This window comes from Klebsiella sp. RC2, assembly GCF_014192815.1.
GTDB classification, from domain to species: Bacteria; Pseudomonadota; Gammaproteobacteria; order Enterobacterales; family Enterobacteriaceae; genus Klebsiella; species Klebsiella variicola.
Map to the genome: position 1 here is coordinate 56,175 of NZ_JACHYL010000008.1, position 15,129 is coordinate 71,303.

Consider the following 15,129-nt stretch of genomic DNA (forward strand, 5'->3'; position numbering starts at 1 on the left):
TGGTAAGAAAATGAAGAACATCCTCGCCATTCAGTCTCACGTTGTGTTTGGCCACGCCGGCAACAGTGCCGCCGAGTTTCCGATGCGCCGTCTGGGCGCCAATGTCTGGCCCCTGAATACCGTTCAGTTCTCCAACCATACGCAATACGGTAAATGGACCGGTTGCGTGATGCCGCCTTCACACCTGACGGAGATCGTCCAGGGCATTGCCGACATCGACAAGCTGCAGACCTGCGATGCGGTTCTGAGCGGCTACCTCGGTTCCGCTGAACAGGGCGAGCATATCCTCGGTATCGTGCGTCAGGTGAAAGCGGCCAATCCGGCGGCGAAGTACTTTTGTGACCCGGTGATGGGCCATCCGGAGAAAGGGTGTATCGTCGCGCCCGGCGTGGCGGAATTCCACGTGCGCTATGCGCTGCCGGCCAGCGATATTATTGCGCCGAATCTGGTTGAGCTGGAGATCCTGTGCGGTCATCCGGTCGCCAGCGTCAGCGAAGCGGTAGCTGCTGCGCGGGAGCTGATTGCCCAGGGGCCGGAGGTGGTGTTGGTTAAACATCTTTCCCGCGCCGGTCTGAGCATGGATCGTTTTGAGATGCTGCTGGTGACGGCCGAAGAAGCCTGGCATATCAGTCGGCCGCTGGTGGATTTTGGCCTGCGTCAGCCGGTTGGCGTCGGCGATGTGACCAGTGGACTGCTGCTGGTGAAACTGCTGCAGGGTGCCAGCCTGCGCGATGCGCTTGAGCACGTTACCGCCGCGGTGTACGAGATCATGCTCACCACCAAAAACATGCAAGAGTATGAACTGCAGGTGGTGGCGGCGCAGGATCGCATTGCCGTACCGGAGCACTGCTTCAGCGCCACCCGGCTGTAACTCCCCGGGCCTGCCCGACGGTCCGCCGGGCAGGTTCAGGCCTTATTTTAAGCCTTCAGCCGCCAGTGCGGCCGCCACCGCCGGACGCGCTGCCACCTGCGCCATCCAGCTGCCGATATGACCATAGGCAGCCATATCCAGTTTTATGCCATAGCCCCAGCGCAGCACGGTGAACAGATAGCCATCGGCGATAGTAAAGCGATGGCCGGTCAGCCACTGTTTATCTTCCAGCGACTCATCAACATACTGCAGTTTCTTCTCGAGCAACGCCCGCGCGACAGGCTTATAGTCTTCCGGGGTATCCGGGCGGAACAGCGGGGTAAAGCCTTTATGCAGCTCGGTGGCCACGTAATTCAGCCACTCCAGGGTCTGGTAGCGGGCAATGGAGCCTACTGGCGCCAGCAGATGGCGGTCCGGCACCTGATCGGCGATGTACTGCATAATAGCCACGCCCTCAGTGAGCAGGATGTCATCATCCAGCAGCAACGCCGGCACCTGACCTTTCGGGTTGATCAGCAGATAATCATCCCCGTTTTCCAGCCGTTTTTTGGCCAGGTCCACGCTCTGCAACGTGAAATCCAGGCCGCTTTCGCGCAGGGCGATATGCGAGGCCAGGGAACAGGCGCCGGGTTTGTAGAACAGTTTCATGCGTAACTCCTCGTGGCTGCAGTTTTCTGTATGTTAGTCCCGCCAGGGGTAAAAAAAAAGCCGCTAACCTAACGTTAGCGGCTTAAAAATAATTGGTTTTCCCTGCGGCGTCAGGCTGCCGCGGTTTCGCGTGCTTTCAGGTCCGCGCTGTCGTCCTGAGTCATACGGTTCAGCTTCGGCGCCGTGAGCAGCATCAGGGCGGCGATAACCGCGGTGACGATACCAATCTGCAGGAACACGTGGCCGTACACTTCCAGCGACACCAGCGGATCGGTGACGTTTTCCGGCACCGCCATCAGGTTGGCGATTTTCCCGGCGATGATCGCCGCGCCGGCGGTAGTGAGGAACCAGCTGCCCATAATGAAGCCCATCAGACGCTGCGGAACCAGCTGAGCGACCATCGCCAGGCCGAGGCCGGAAATCATCAGCTCACCAATAGACTGCAGCGCGTAGCTCAGAATGAGCCAGTTAACCGAGACGATGCCGGCGTCGCTGGCGAACTTCGCCCCTAAAGGCAGGACGAGGAACGCGCCGGAGCACAGTACCATGCCGATAGCGAACTTGTGCGGCATCGGCAGGCGGTCGCCCATCTTGTTATAAATGGCTGCCAGAATAGGGCTACCAATCATGATCCAGAACGGGTTCAGCGCCTGATACTGTTCCGGCTCGAAGGCGAGACCGAGGATCGAGTGCTCAACGTTACGAATCGCGAAGAAGTTCAGAGAGGTTGGCATCTGGCTGTACAGCACGAAGAAGACAATCGCTTCTACCATCAGCAGGAAGGCGACGATCATTTTACGACGCGCGGCACCTTTCAGACCGATGGTTTCTTTGGCGAAAATCACGACGATACCCAGTGCGACGACGCCCAGCACCATACGTGCGATGCCCTGATTGTGCAGCAGCCAGGTGGCAATGGCGACCAGCACCACCACGCCAGCGATGGTCGCCAGCAGTTTGCCCATGTGTACCGGGGCAAAGTCCGGTTTCGAACCGTACTGTTTTACCCATTTCTGGCAGAAGGCAAAGTTAATAATCGTGATCACCATCCCCACCACGCTGAGGGCAAACGCCACGCTCCAGCCGAAGCGAGCGGCCAGCCATGGGGTTGCCAGCATCGAGAAGAACGAACCGATGTTGATGGACATGTAGTACATGGTGAATGCACCGTCCAGACGGGGATCGTTTTTGTCATAGCAGGTAGAAAGCAGGGAGGACGGGTTGGCTTTGAACAGGCCGTTACCGACGGCGATGGTCGCCATACCCATATAGACGATGGCAGCATCATGGCCGGACCAGGCCACCAGCGCATAGCCGATGGCCAGCACGATAGCGCCCAGCATGATGACACGTTTGGTGCCCAGCACTTTATCGCCCAGCCAGCCGCCAATAGCAACCAGACCATAGACCAGCGCGCTAAAGGAGGAGAACAGAGTAATGGAATCCGCTTCCGACATACCCAGCTGTTTTACCAGGTAAACGGCCATGATCCCTTGCAGGCCGTAATAACCAAAACGCTCCCATAACTCGATCGAGAAAATGAGATAGAACGCGCGTGGTTGTTTGAAAGCGTTCAGACTCACGCTTTCTGCTGGTTTATTGTTTGCAGTAGACACATATACCTCTTTTTTTACATCCCATATTTACTGGGGGGTGTTCGGGGCGCAATCTCGTTGGACCGCCGCCTTTATAGTTATTTTGGGAGGGAAAACGGCAGGTAATGTTCACTATCCTGGCGCATCAGGCAAGGCCTTTGTAATAAACTGTTACACATAATGTGGGTGGCATAATGCTCCGGACATCTGAATGTTATCCAGAGTTAAATTTCACCGTTTCGTTATGATTGCTATTTTTATCTTTTTCATCAGTCTGATTTCGTTAAAAAGGCGATATATTCTACTGATTGACCTCATGGGTAGTGATATGGTCCATTATCCTAAAAATTAATGGTCTATTATCCTGGTAATCTTTGCTCAATCGTTGTATTGCCTGACATTTGTTTTCATTTTCACAACATGTAATCAACATAAAGTTGCGAGCATGATCTCGATCACAAATGTATAGAAATTTTGCATCGAGAAAAAATGAAAGCACTGATTGTTCGTTATATAGCCGGATTATTACCCATCATAAGAGACATTTTCTGGTGGTAACGGCGGGTTAAATACACAAATTCGAGCCATAACTCAGGGTTAAGTTATGGCTCAGAAGAAGGGATCAGGCGTAGACTTTCTCTTTAAATTCGCAGAGGTCTTCAATCAGGCAGGAGCCGCAGCGCGGCTTGCGGGCAATGCAGGTATAACGTCCATGCAGGATCAACCAGTGATGACAGTCGACCTTAAACTCGGCGGGGACCACCTTCAGAAGCTTCTCTTCCACCTGCTCAACATTCTTGCCAGGGGCGAATTGCGTCCGATTGCAGACGCGGAAGATGTGCGTGTCCACGGCGATGGTCGGCCAGCCAAAGGCGGTGTTTAGTACCACGTTGGCGGTTTTACGGCCCACGCCGGGCAGCGCCTCCAGCGCCGCTCTGTCTTCCGGCACCTCGCCGTTGTGCTGCTCCAGCAGGATGCGGCAGGTTTTGATGACGTTTTCCGCTTTGCTGTTAAACAGGCCGATAGTCTTGATATACGATTTCACCCCATCCACCCCCAGCGCCAGCATCGCTGCGGGCGTATTGGCCACCGGATAGAGTTTGGCTGTCGCTTTGTTGACGCTGACATCGGTGGCCTGCGCAGAAAGCAGAACGGCAATCAGCAACTCGAACGGCGAACTGAAATGCAGTTCGGTAGTGGGGTGGGGATCGTTTTCCCGCAGCCTGGTGAGGATCGCCAGGCGTTTGGCTTTGTTCATGTTACGCTTTCCCTGTCACGTCAGCCGGGGCGACAGAAACGGCCCGGGCCGCTTGCGCCTTCCGCTGCTTGCTACGTTCATCGATGAGGTATTTTACCGCCAGCATCATGCCGAGGCCAATAAAGGCGCCTGGCGGCAGCATAGCCAGCAGGAAGGGGGTATCCGTATGGAAAACCTCGATGCGCAGCACCTTTGCCCAACTACCAAGCAGGCTGTCGGCGCCGTCAAACAGGGTGCCATTGCCAAGGATCTCGCGCAGGGAGCCCAACACAAACATCGCGCAGGTGGCGCCCATGCCGATAGAAAAGCCATCCAGTGCCGACAGCGCCGGCCCTTTTTTGGCGGCAAAGGCTTCGGCGCGGCCGACCACGATGCAGTTGGTCACAATAAGCGGGATGAAAATCCCCAGCGACTGATAGAGGCCGAAGGCATAGGCGTTGATCAGCATCTGCACGACGCTCACCACCGAGGCGATGATCATCACGTAGATGGGGATCCGGATCTCCGCCGGCGTCCAGCGGCGCAGGCTGGAGATGGTCAGGTTGGTTAAGGTTAGCACCAGGGTGGTCGCCAGACCCAGCCCGAGGGCGTTGGTGGCGGTCGAGGTGACCGCCAGCAGAGGGCACATCCCTAACAGCTGAACCAGGGCGGAGTTATTTTTCCACAGGCCCTGGACGATGACGTCTTTAACTTCGCTCATGGTCATTCTCCACAGGCGGTGAATTCAGGAAGTTGCGCAGGCAGCGTTTGTGCATACAGGCCTGCGCGCTTAACGGCATTGACCACCGCCCGGGGGGTGATGGTGGCGCCGGTGAACTGGTCAAAATCGCCGCCATCTTTTTTGACCGCCCAATGGCTGTCGCCCTGACCGTGGATGACTTTCCCGGCAAAATGGGTGATCCAGTCCGACAGGCGAAGCTCGATTTTATCGCCCAGGCCCGGCGTTTCATGATGCTCGGTCACGCGGGTGCCGAGGACCGTGCCGCTAAAATCGGCAGCAACCAACAGCTGTATTGCCCCGGAATAGCCATCCGGCGCGGTGGCTTCCATCACCGCGCCGATCGGCTGGTCGTTATTTTTGGCTATCCACACTTTATGCTGGCCTTTGCCCAGCGCCGGGGCGCTGACCAGATAGCAGCTCTTGAGCAGATCGTTATTATAGCGGTCGGCGGGTAAGACCTGATCAAATAACGCTTTCTGCTGCAGGGCCGCCTGCTGATCGATAGTGCTTTTCGTCAGTTCATTGATCGCCGCCGTCAGCCCGGTGGATCCGGCGGCAAACAGCGCCAGCGTGACGCCGTGTTTTCGCATCGTTTTTAACATCATCGCTCTCTCAACGGTGGCCGTACACGCGCGGGCGCGTGTAATAATCGATCAGCGGCACGGTAATATTCGCCAGCAGAACGGCAAATGCCACGCCATCCGGGTAACCGCCGAAGCTGCGAATAAGCCACACCAGCAGGCCGGCGAGGGCGCCGAAGATCAGGCGGCCGCGGTTGGTTGTTGAAGCCGTCACCGGGTCGGTCAGAATAAAGAAAGCACCGAGCATGGTGGCGCCAGAGAACAAATGCATCTGCGGCGACGCCAGGCTTTGCGGCGAGAATAACCAGCCGAGGGTGGCACACAGCCCAAGGCTAACGAGAAAGCTGACCGGAATATGCCAGCGGATCGCTTTCTGCCACAGCAGGAACAGACCGCCCGCCAGCCAGGCGATATTCACCCACTGCCAGCCGAGGCCCGCCAGTACGCCACCGTAAACCGGCAATTGCAGCACCTGCTGGACGCTATGCCCGGCATGCAGAGAGGTTTTAAAGGTATCCAGCGGGGTGGCCTGGCTGATGCCGTCGATACCCAGTCGCAGGCTGGCCATGTCGCCCCCGGCGGCGGTATGCCCGGTGAAGATCATCTGCAGCACATCGCTGAACGCCGGAACCTGGGCGGCAATTTCATATGAAGGCAGCCAGGAGGTCATCTGTACCGGGAATGAAATCAACAGCACGACGTAGCCGATCATCGCCGGGTTGAAGGGGTTATGGCCTAATCCACCGTACAGCTGCTTGGCGATCACCACGGCAAAGGCAGTGCCGAGCACCACCATCCACCAGGGGGCCAGCGGTGGAATACTCACCGCCAGCAACAGGCCAGTGAGCAGGGCGGAGTTGTCCTTCAGGGTCGCCACAATATGCTGTTTGCGCAGTTTGAGAATAGCGGCTTCCGTTGCCCAGGCCGTCAATGCGGCGAGGACAATCTGCAGTACGGTACCCCAGCCGAAAAACCAGGTCTGGACCACAATGCCAGGCACGGCGGCGAGCAGCACCAGCAGCATAATACGCGAGGTCTGCCGCTGGTTATGGGTATAGGGGGAGCTTGCGATTCTGAAAACCATTTATTCCTCGTTAACTGCCTGCTGTGTTGCTTTACGCGCCTGAACGCGGGCGATAGCCGCGGCGACGGCCGCTTTGCGTGGGTCGTCATTGGCTGCGGCTGACGCGAGATCCGGTTGTGCGGCCTGTTGTTCGGCTTTGCGCGCTTTGGCGCGGGCGATGGCGGCTTCCACCGCGGCTTTACGCGGGTCGACCGGCTCGGCTACCGGGGCTTCCACCGGCGCAGCCTGCTGTTCGGCTTTACGCGCTTTGGCACGGGCGATGGCGGCTTCCACCGCGGCTTTACGCGGGTCGACCGGCTCGGCTACCGGGGCTTCCACCGGCGCGACCTGCTGTTCGGCTTTACGCGCTTTGGCGCGGGCGATAGCGGCTTCCACCGCGGCTTTACGCGGGTCGACCGGCTCGGCTACCGGGGCTTCCACCGGCGCGACCTGCTGTTCGGCTTTACGCGCTTTGGCGCGGGCGATAGCGGCTTCCACCGCGGCTTTACGCGGGTCGACCGGCTCGGCGACCGGGGCTTCCACCGACGCGGCCTGCTGCTGTGCCTTGCGTGCCCGGGCTTCGGCCTTCCGCGCTTCGCGTGCAGCGATCGCCTCGCTGTTATCCGGTTTGGCGCCAGACTGAATCACGATCGGTTGCGCGGCATCACGCTGTTTGTCGCGTACCCGGGCGAGGGCGGCGTTAATCGCATCCTGATCTTTGGCGGCAGGCTGAACGGCAGCTTTTTTATGCCGTTCGGCGCGGGCGGCTTTTTCACGCTCCAGGCGCGCCTGTCGGGCTTCGAATCGCGCTTTAGCTTCTGCGGCGCGCTGCTCTTCCTGGCGAATCGCGCTGATCTCCGCTTTCTCCTGACGGAAGTACTGCACCAGCGGAATATTGCTTGGGCAAACCCACGCGCAGGCGCCGCATTCTATGCAGTCCGCCAGATTGTGCGCGGTGGCTTTATCGTGCTGCTGGCCTTTGCTGAACCAGTACAGCTGCTGCGGCAGCAGATCGGCCGGACAGGCGTCGGCGCAGGCGCTGCAGCGAATGCAGCCTTTCTCTTCCTGCGGCTCGCCCATCTCGCTGGCGGAAGGCGCCAGCAGGCAGTTGGTGATCTTCACCACCGGGACATCCAGCCCCGGCAGGGTAAAGCCCATCAGCGGGCCGCCCATGATCACCATTGGCTCGGCGCTGGCGCAGAAGCCGGCGTCGTTAAGCAGATGGCGTACCGGGGTACCAAGGCGCGCCCAGACGTTGCCCGGCCGCGAGACCGCCTCGCCGGTCAGGGTGACCACGCGCTCCGTTAACGGCTCGCCGTCAATCACCGCGCGTTTTATCGCATAGGCCGTCCCCACGTTCTGCATCAGCACGCCAATATCCGACGAACGACCGCCATGAGGCACCTGCTTGCCGGTGAGAATTTGGGTAAGCTGCTTGGCCCCACCGGAGGGGTATTTAGTGGGGATCACGCGCAGCGAGATGCCATGGGCGTCGCAGAGCACCGCCCGCAGCATCGAAATGGCCTGCGGTTTATTGTCTTCAATGCCGATCAGCACTTCGTCAGGCTGCAGAATATGCGCGAGGATGCGGATCCCGTCGACAATCTGCGCGGCGCAGTCCTGCATCAGGCGGTCGTCCGCCGTGATATAGGGTTCGCATTCGGCGGCGTTAATAATCAGCGTCTTAATTTTATCGCTACCGCCGCGCAGTTTGCTGCCGGTGGGGAAACCGGCGCCGCCGAGGCCCGCGACGCCAAACTGATGAATGCGTTCGATAAGTGCTTCGCGCGTGCGGACCTGATAATCACTCCAGCCATCGCGCTCAATCCAGCGGTCTTCGCCGTCGGCGTCAATGATCACGCTCATCTCCGCCAGCCCCGAAGGATGAGCGGTGGTGTGCGGGGCGATGGCGGTAACGGTACCGGAGGTCGGGGCGTGTACGGGCAGCATTCTTCCCCATCCGCGGGTCAACGGCTGGCCGCGCAGCACCCGATCGCCCACCTTGACGCACAGTTCGCCTTCGGCGCCAATATGCTGCTTGAGCGGAATGATAAGGCGCTGCGGCAGGGACACCTGGCGCAGTGGGGTACCGTTAGACTGGGTTTTCATTTCGGGCGGATGAATACCGCCGTTAAAATCCCAGACTTTATCTTTTCGGAAAGCGGAAAATAACTTAAACATGTTGTTCCACAGGAATATTGCGCACCGGGATCGCATGGAGATCCCATTTCCAGGTTTCCGGGGTGGTCGCCACCGGAACGAGCGAAATGCACTGGGTCGGGCAGGGGGCTACGCACAGATTACAACCGGTGCACAGGTCGTTCATCACGGTATGCATGGCGCGGGTTGCCCCGACAATCGCATCCACCGGACACGCCTGGATGCATTTGGTGCAGCCAATGCAGTTCGGCTCGTCGATTACCGCGAGCATACGAACTGGCTCCGCCTCCTGTTCATCGCCATCGACCGGCTGCGGGTCGACGTTCAGTAAGGCGGCGATTTTTAACATTACGGCTTCGCCACCCGGCGCACAGCGGTTAATTTTTTCACCCTGGGCACCAACAGCTTCCGCATAGGGACGACAGCCGGGGTAGCCGCACTGCCCGCACTGGCTCTGCGGCAACAGTTCATCAATTTTTTCCACCACCGGGTCGTCCTGCACCGCGAAACGGCGGGAGGCATACCCCAGTATTAAGCCGAAAATCAGCCCTAACAGGCTGATGGCGATCACGGCTATCCAGACTGCGCTCATTACAACTTCACCAAACCACTAAAGCCCATAAAGGCCAGAGACATTAAACCGGCGGTAATCAATGCGATGGCATTACCGCGAAACGGCGCGGGCACATCGGCCACCACCAGGCGTTCGCGGATCGCCGCGAACAGCACCATCACCAGCGAGAAACCGACGGCGGCGGCAAAGCCGTACAGCGCGGACTGCAGGAAATTGTGCCCCAGATTAATATTCAGCAGCGCCACCCCGAGTACGGCACAGTTGGTGGTGATCAGCGGCAGAAAGATACCCAGCAGGCGATAGAGCGCCGGGCTGGTTTTACGCACGACCATTTCAGTGAACTGAACCACTACGGCGATGACCAGAATAAAGGCCAGCGTGCGTAAATAGACCAGATTTAAGGGGATAAGGATCCAGGTATCAATCAGCCAGGCGCAAATAGAGGCCAGCGTCATCACGAAGGTGGTGGCAAGCCCCATCCCCATTGCGGTTTCCAGCTTTTTGGAAACCCCCATAAACGGGCACAGACCAAGAAACTTCACCAGAACGAAGTTATTGACCAGGACTGTACCAATAAAGAGCAGTAAATAATCAGCCATCATGCGACCTGAAACGAAAAAAAGCCGCTTATTATCGAATAAAACGATACCGGCGACAACAGGTTAAGTGTGGGGTTATTACGGATGAACAAAGGTCCGTTTTACCCGCTGGGAACGGCGAAAATAGGGCGCCAGGAGCGCGGCAGCCAAGAGTGGAAACAGCAGCTGGCGCAAAGCAAGGACATCCGAGACGGGAGAGAAGGCAAATGCCTTTATCGCCAGCAGCAGGGTGATGAGCAGCCAGATAATGTAGTGCTTAGGGACCAGCGAGCGCCGCTTAAAGAACGCGATGGTCAGCCAGAGCGTGTAATACCACATGGCGACGGCAAACAGCAGCGAAGCGAGCCACAGCGCCAGATGTCCGGTGCTCATGGCGCGGAGCAGGGCATACGTCTGCGTCGACATGAGAGCATTAGCAAAAAACAGCAGCGATAAGGAGGCGCTCAGCAGCGCCACCAGCAACCAGGCCAGCGGTGCCAGCAGCCATCCGCCAATGCGTTCTGCAGATTGAGACGTCATGTTACTCCCCTATTCAACGCCAGTAATGAAAATCAGGCCGGGAAGTATAAGCAACTGGCGTGAAGGATGACAGCCTTACTGCACGAATCGCCAAACGGATTTAGGCACCTGGCCCACATCGAACAATTTACCACCGGAGACCAGCTCTGCCCGGCGGTGGTCGGCCGCACGATACATATTCACGATCTCTTCGGTGTCGGTCAGGGAGTAGTTAAGGTGATCAAATAGTTTTTCAAGACTTTCGAGCGAACTGATTTTGCGGAATTTTAATAAATAGTCCAGAACGGTCATTTTCGTATCCATTTTATAATCGGAATAATTATGTTGAATATTATCAGCATTCACTAAACCTACTCTCAACCAACGGCGCCTTCTGAATGGGGCCGGGTGGAATGATTCAGGTTATATAAACCCATGACAAGGGGCGAGAGCCGACCTTGAAGAGCAGGGAGAAGTTTAAGAATATTCTAAAACCAGACCGGGCGCCGAATGGCGCCCGCAAGAGAAGATTAACGCTGTTCGCCGTGACTGGCAATAACAGATTTGTACCAATAAAAACTCTTCTTTCGTTTGCGTGCCAGATTTTGCTGGTGATCGACATAGACAAAGCCGTACTGCTTTTGATATCCGTTGAGCCAGCTCAGCAGATCGATAAACGACCAGGGATAATAGCCGCGCACATCCGCCCCCAGCGCCAGTGCCTTTTCCAGGGCGCCAATATGGCTGCTCAGGTAGTCGATTCGCGGATCGTCGACCACTTCTCCGGCAATTATCGGGTCTTTCGCTCCCAGGCCATTTTCGGTGATATAGATCGGGATATCGCCATAGCGTTCCTTGATCATCATAATGCCGTCCGTCAGCCCCTGCGGCCAGATTTCCCATCCCCATTCGGTATAGGTGCTCTGCGGATTACGCACGAAATAGAACAACCCCTCCACGCCAGGTTCGCCACCGGTGGGGATGTTGGGCGGCTGGGCGGACACCGTTTCCCGGCGATAGTAATTCAGCCCGATAAAGTCACAGCGATTCTCGCGCAGTAGTGTGTCATCGTCCGGGGCAAAGCGCGGTACCCCCCACAGCGCCTTGGTCTGCGCCAGCAGGGCGGCAGGATAGGTGCCTTTCAGTACCGGGTCGTAAAGCCAGTGGGTGTGGATGGCGTCAGCCAGTTCGGTGGCTTTTTTGTCCGCCTCACTGTCGGTGAGCGGCGTATGCGGCTGTAGCACATTGACGAAGCCAATCTCGCCCGCCACGTTCATCTCGCGGAATGCCTTGACCGCCAGCGCATGGGCGATAAACACGTGATGACACGCCTGAATGGCACGCGCCGGATCGCGCACCGCCGGGGGATGCAGACCATTAATGTAGCCGTGGCCAATGAACACGATGGTTTCGTTAAAGGTCGCCCACAGCTTCACCCGTGAACCAAAGCGCGCATAGCACAGGCGGGCGTACTCGGCGAAGGCCTCGGCGGTAGTGCGTGCTTCCCAGCCACCCTCATCCTGCAGGGCCTGCGGCAGGTCCCAGTGATAGAGGGTGATCATCGGCTCAATATTGTGCGCCAGCAGTTCGTCGATCAGATCGCTGTAAAACTGTACGCCGGCTTCATTCACTTCGCCGCGCCCGGCGGGCAGCAGCCGGGGCCAGGAGATGGAGAATCGATAACTTTGCAGGCCCATTTCGGCCATTAACGCAACGTCTTCGCGAAAACGGTGATAGTGGTCGACTGCGACATCGCCGGTGGTGCCTTCAAAGGTGGTACCCGGCAGGTGAGAGTAGATGTCCCAGATTGACGGTCCTTTACCGTCTGCGTCGTGCCCACCTTCAACCTGATACGCTGCGGTAGCGGCACCCCATAAAAAATTGTGCGGAAAAGCGGCCATGAAAAAGCTCCCAGTCTGATGATAGAGGGAGTGTAATCAAAGCAAGGATAGCTGTGCAACCGGTTTCTGAAACCGGTTGCACAGTTGCGAGGCGGGTCACTGTTTCACGGCGGCGCTACTTTGTCTGCACCACATCCGCTGGCGGTGGCGACTGGTAGTTATCAATATGGTGGGCGATAACCAAAAGCAGTGCGGAAATCCCAAAAACAATCCAGCCAATAAGTTCTACAATACGGGTAAAAACAGTCGTCATAACACTTCAGTATCCTTTGAACACAGTGGGAAATGTTACTCCAAGGTCAGCAGATCACAAGGGGTATCTGTCTGATTTTGCACGCATGCGGGAAAACAGCTGTGAATCAAATGATAAATTTTGCTCATTGTTTGTAAGATTATTCTCATCTACGCGATATTGACATTAGCTGAATAAGTGAGGCGGTAACATGAGTGACGCGATCCGGGTAGGGCTGATAGGCTACGGTTACGCCAGCAAAACGTTTCACGCGCCGCTGATCGGCGGCACGCCGGGCATGGCGCTGACGAGGGTCTCCAGCAGCGAGGCCGGCAAAGTCCATGCCGACTGGCCGGGGGTCAGGGTGGTGAGTGCGGCAAAGGACTTGCTCAACGATCCTGATATTGATCTGGTGGTCATCGCCACCCCGAACGATACCCACTTTCCGCTGGCGAAAGCGGCGCTGGAAGCGGGCAAACATGTGGTGGTGGATAAACCCTTTACCGTGACACTGTCACAAGCACGCGAGCTGGAGAGTCTGGCGAAGCATTGCGGCCGGGTGCTGTCGGTGTTTCATAACCGCCGCTGGGACAGTGACTTCTTAACCGTCAGGGCGTTAATTAACGAAGGTCAGCTGGGGGAAGTGTGTTACTTTGAGTCGCATTTCGATCGCTTCCGCCCCCAGGTGCGTCAGCGCTGGCGTGAGCAGGGTGGTCCCGGAAGTGGCATTTGGTACGATCTGGGGCCACATCTGCTCGATCAAGCGGTGGTGCTCTTTGGCCTGCCGGTGAGTATCACAGTCGATCTCGCTCAACTTCGCCCCGGCGCGCAATCCACCGACTATTTTCATGCCGTGCTGGCCTATCCCCAGCGGCGGGTGGTGCTGCATGGCACATTGCTCGCTGCGGCGGAGAGCGCGCGCTTTATCGTCCACGGCTCGCGGGCCAGCTATATTAAGTTCGGCCTTGATCCTCAGGAGGAACGGCTAAAAAACGGTGAACGACTGCCGCAGGAGGACTGGGGGTATGATATGCGCGACGGTACTCTGACCCGCGCCGAAGGCGACGAACGAAGCGAGGAGACATGGCTGACGCTGCCGGGCAACTATCCCGCCTACTATGCCGCCATTCGCGATGCGCTTAACGGGGAGGGAGAAAACCCGGTCCCGGCCAGCGAGGCGATTCAGATCATGACGTTGATTGAGCTGGGTATCGAGTCGGCCAGACATCGCGCCACGCTCAGCCTGGTGTGAGGGGGAGCCCGGCAGCGCTGCCGCCGGGCCGGTGATCAACCTTTCGCCACCCGCTGAATGAGAGCGGCTTTTTCCTGTTCGCTCAGAAACGCCTGGGTCAGACCGTTGATCTGTGCCTGACGGATCTGCTCCCGGCTCAGGCCCGCCGCCGGCGCCGCCACGGTGTACTCGTGAATGATATCGACGCCCTGCACCGCCGGATCGTCAGTGTTGAGGCTCGCCAGCACGCCGTGCTCAAGGAACTGCTTCAGCGGATGCTGGGCCAGCGAAGCCACGGTGCTGGTTTGCACATTCGAGGTCAGGCACGATTCAATGCCGATCTGATGTTCGGCCAGGTAGTCCATCAGGGCCGGATCCTCTACCGCTTTGACCCCATGACCGATGCGCTCCGCGCCCAGCTCGCGGATGGCCTGCCAGATACTTTCCGGTCCGGCCGCTTCGCCAGCGTGGACGGTAATATGCCAGCCAGCGTCGCGGGCCTGATTAAAATGGTTGAGGAACAGCGCGCCCGGGAAGCCCAGCTCATCACCGGCCAGATCCAGCGCGGTGATGCCCTCGCGGTGGGCGAGCAGCGCCGCCAGCTCTTCCTGACAGGCCGCTTCACCGAAGGTGCGGCTCAGAATGCCGATCAGGCGGGCGTCGACCTGAAAATCGCGGCTGCCTTCACGTACGCCCGCGATCACCGCCTCTACTACGCCGTCGACAGGAAGCTGGTGGGTCATCGCCATATAGCGGGGAGAGAAGCGCAGCTCAACGTAGTGCAGGCCATTGCGCGCGGCGTCTTCGACGTTCTCGTATGCCACGCGACGGCAGGCTTCCAGTGAGGCAAGGACTTTTACCCCCCAGTCGAGCTTGGCGAGAAAACTGACCAGATCGGGCTCAAGGCTGGTGACCTGGACGTGGGGACGCAGCGTGTCGAGGGTGGAAGCGGGAAGGGCGATATTAAACTCGCGGCCAAGATCGAGGATGGTTTGGGCCCGGATGTTACCGTCAAGGTGGCGGTGAATGTCGGTTAATGGCAATGAAGAATCAATCATGGTCGCACTCTTTTTTTAGTTAAAGTGCACGTCATTATACAACATGTACATAACTGTTTAAAAGCATTGAAAAAATCCATTCGATACAAACAGCTGGGGCTTCTCTGGTCACTTTTCCGCTCTTTTTCGCTGCGCCATT

The 15,129-nt window shown here is 57.8% G+C and carries 16 protein-coding genes; 2 read left to right on the top strand and 14 right to left on the bottom strand.

Annotated features, from left to right (window positions below; all coding sequences use genetic code 11):
* Window positions 1-10: 10 nt before the first annotated feature.
* Complete coding sequence (gene pdxY / locus FHW76_RS22155) at window positions 11-871, top strand: pyridoxal kinase PdxY (RefSeq protein WP_008804638.1); 861 nt, start codon at window positions 11-13, stop codon at window positions 869-871.
* A 42-nt stretch (window positions 872-913) separates the two neighbouring features.
* Here pdxY and gstA read toward each other — a convergent pair whose 3' ends face one another.
* The 13 genes from gstA to blr form a co-directional block, all read right to left on the bottom strand.
* On the bottom strand, window positions 914-1,519 hold the full coding sequence (gene gstA / locus FHW76_RS22160) for a glutathione transferase GstA (RefSeq protein WP_050887092.1): 606 nt from the start codon (window positions 1,517-1,519) through the stop codon (window positions 914-916).
* 110 nt (window positions 1,520-1,629) lie between these two features.
* A complete protein-coding gene (dtpA, locus tag FHW76_RS22165) occupies window positions 1,630-3,135 on the bottom strand; it encodes a dipeptide/tripeptide permease DtpA (RefSeq protein ID WP_012968048.1) in 1,506 nt (501 codons plus the stop codon).
* A 601-nt stretch (window positions 3,136-3,736) separates the two neighbouring features.
* Window positions 3,737-4,372, bottom strand: a complete 636-nt coding sequence (gene nth / locus FHW76_RS22170) for an endonuclease III (RefSeq protein WP_008804641.1) — start codon at window positions 4,370-4,372, stop codon at window positions 3,737-3,739.
* A gap of 1 nt (window position 4,373) precedes the next feature.
* The gene (locus FHW76_RS22175; RefSeq protein WP_023340254.1) at window positions 4,374-5,072 is read right to left on the bottom strand and encodes an electron transport complex subunit E; all 699 of its coding nucleotides are present in this window, start codon (window positions 5,070-5,072) and stop codon (window positions 4,374-4,376) included.
* A gap of 2 nt (window positions 5,073-5,074) precedes the next feature.
* A complete protein-coding gene (rsxG, locus tag FHW76_RS22180) occupies window positions 5,075-5,695 on the bottom strand; it encodes an electron transport complex subunit RsxG (RefSeq protein ID WP_032691405.1) in 621 nt (206 codons plus the stop codon).
* A gap of 10 nt (window positions 5,696-5,705) precedes the next feature.
* Complete coding sequence (rsxD, locus tag FHW76_RS22185; RefSeq protein ID WP_012968049.1) at window positions 5,706-6,758, bottom strand: electron transport complex subunit RsxD; 1,053 nt, start codon at window positions 6,756-6,758, stop codon at window positions 5,706-5,708.
* Window positions 6,759-8,918 carry an electron transport complex subunit RsxC gene (rsxC, locus tag FHW76_RS22190; protein ID WP_183476998.1) on the bottom strand — a complete coding sequence of 720 codons (2,160 nt, stop codon included), beginning with the start codon at window positions 8,916-8,918 and terminating at the stop codon, window positions 6,759-6,761.
* Entirely contained in the window at window positions 8,911-9,489 is a 579-nt protein-coding gene (rsxB, locus tag FHW76_RS22195) for an electron transport complex subunit RsxB (protein ID WP_008804646.1), read from the bottom strand. Before rsxB ends, rsxC begins: the two co-directional genes overlap by 8 nt.
* The gene (rsxA, locus tag FHW76_RS22200) at window positions 9,489-10,070 is read right to left on the bottom strand and encodes an electron transport complex subunit RsxA (RefSeq protein ID WP_002907658.1); all 582 of its coding nucleotides are present in this window, start codon (window positions 10,068-10,070) and stop codon (window positions 9,489-9,491) included. Before rsxA ends, rsxB begins: the two co-directional genes overlap by 1 nt.
* Before the next feature lie 78 nt (window positions 10,071-10,148).
* The gene (locus FHW76_RS22205; protein ID WP_008804647.1) at window positions 10,149-10,589 is read right to left on the bottom strand and encodes a DUF2569 domain-containing protein; all 441 of its coding nucleotides are present in this window, start codon (window positions 10,587-10,589) and stop codon (window positions 10,149-10,151) included.
* Window positions 10,590-10,664: 75 nt separating this feature from the next.
* Entirely contained in the window at window positions 10,665-10,880 is a 216-nt protein-coding gene (gene ydgT, locus FHW76_RS22210; RefSeq protein WP_004202843.1) for a transcription modulator YdgT, read from the bottom strand.
* Window positions 10,881-11,098: 218 nt separating this feature from the next.
* Window positions 11,099-12,469, bottom strand: coding sequence for a GH1 family beta-glucosidase (locus tag FHW76_RS22215; RefSeq protein WP_183477000.1), 1,371 nt, complete (start codon window positions 12,467-12,469; stop codon window positions 11,099-11,101).
* Between the two features lie 115 nt (window positions 12,470-12,584).
* Window positions 12,585-12,722 (bottom strand): division septum protein Blr, encoded by a 138-nt coding sequence (blr, locus tag FHW76_RS22220; protein ID WP_012541534.1) that lies wholly within the window; start codon window positions 12,720-12,722, stop codon window positions 12,585-12,587.
* Window positions 12,723-12,912: 190 nt separating this feature from the next.
* Between blr and FHW76_RS22225 the strand changes: the two genes are divergently transcribed.
* A complete protein-coding gene (locus FHW76_RS22225) occupies window positions 12,913-13,953 on the top strand; it encodes an oxidoreductase (protein WP_008804649.1) in 1,041 nt (346 codons plus the stop codon).
* 35 nt (window positions 13,954-13,988) lie between these two features.
* On the opposite strand, the gene add is transcribed toward FHW76_RS22225, so the two are convergent.
* Window positions 13,989-14,990, bottom strand: coding sequence for an adenosine deaminase (add, locus tag FHW76_RS22230; protein ID WP_012541536.1), 1,002 nt, complete (start codon window positions 14,988-14,990; stop codon window positions 13,989-13,991).
* Between the last annotated feature and the right edge of the window lie 139 nt (window positions 14,991-15,129).

Excerpts from the sequence above, each read along its gene's own strand:
- pdxY (WP_008804638.1), top strand. The coding sequence starts at position 11 with ATGAAGAACATCCTCGCCATTCAGTCTCACGTTGTGTTTGGCCACGCC.
- gstA (WP_050887092.1), bottom strand. The coding sequence starts at position 1,519 with ATGAAACTGTTCTACAAACCCGGCGCCTGTTCCCTGGCCTCGCATATC.
- nth (WP_008804641.1), bottom strand. The coding sequence starts at position 4,372 with ATGAACAAAGCCAAACGCCTGGCGATCCTCACCAGGCTGCGGGAAAAC.
- FHW76_RS22175 (WP_023340254.1), bottom strand. The coding sequence starts at position 5,072 with ATGAGCGAAGTTAAAGACGTCATCGTCCAGGGCCTGTGGAAAAATAAC.
- rsxG (WP_032691405.1), bottom strand. The coding sequence starts at position 5,695 with ATGTTAAAAACGATGCGAAAACACGGCGTCACGCTGGCGCTGTTTGCC.
- rsxD (WP_012968049.1), bottom strand. The coding sequence starts at position 6,758 with ATGGTTTTCAGAATCGCAAGCTCCCCCTATACCCATAACCAGCGGCAG.
- rsxC (WP_183476998.1), bottom strand. The coding sequence starts at position 8,918 with ATGTTTAAGTTATTTTCCGCTTTCCGAAAAGATAAAGTCTGGGATTTT.
- rsxB (WP_008804646.1), bottom strand. The coding sequence starts at position 9,489 with ATGAGCGCAGTCTGGATAGCCGTGATCGCCATCAGCCTGTTAGGGCTG.
- rsxA (WP_002907658.1), bottom strand. The coding sequence starts at position 10,070 with ATGGCTGATTATTTACTGCTCTTTATTGGTACAGTCCTGGTCAATAAC.
- FHW76_RS22205 (WP_008804647.1), bottom strand. The coding sequence starts at position 10,589 with ATGACGTCTCAATCTGCAGAACGCATTGGCGGATGGCTGCTGGCACCG.
- ydgT (WP_004202843.1), bottom strand. The coding sequence starts at position 10,880 with ATGACCGTTCTGGACTATTTATTAAAATTCCGCAAAATCAGTTCGCTC.
- FHW76_RS22215 (WP_183477000.1), bottom strand. The coding sequence starts at position 12,469 with ATGGCCGCTTTTCCGCACAATTTTTTATGGGGTGCCGCTACCGCAGCG.
- blr (WP_012541534.1), bottom strand. The coding sequence starts at position 12,722 with ATGACGACTGTTTTTACCCGTATTGTAGAACTTATTGGCTGGATTGTT.
- FHW76_RS22225 (WP_008804649.1), top strand. The coding sequence starts at position 12,913 with ATGAGTGACGCGATCCGGGTAGGGCTGATAGGCTACGGTTACGCCAGC.
- add (WP_012541536.1), bottom strand. The coding sequence starts at position 14,990 with ATGATTGATTCTTCATTGCCATTAACCGACATTCACCGCCACCTTGAC.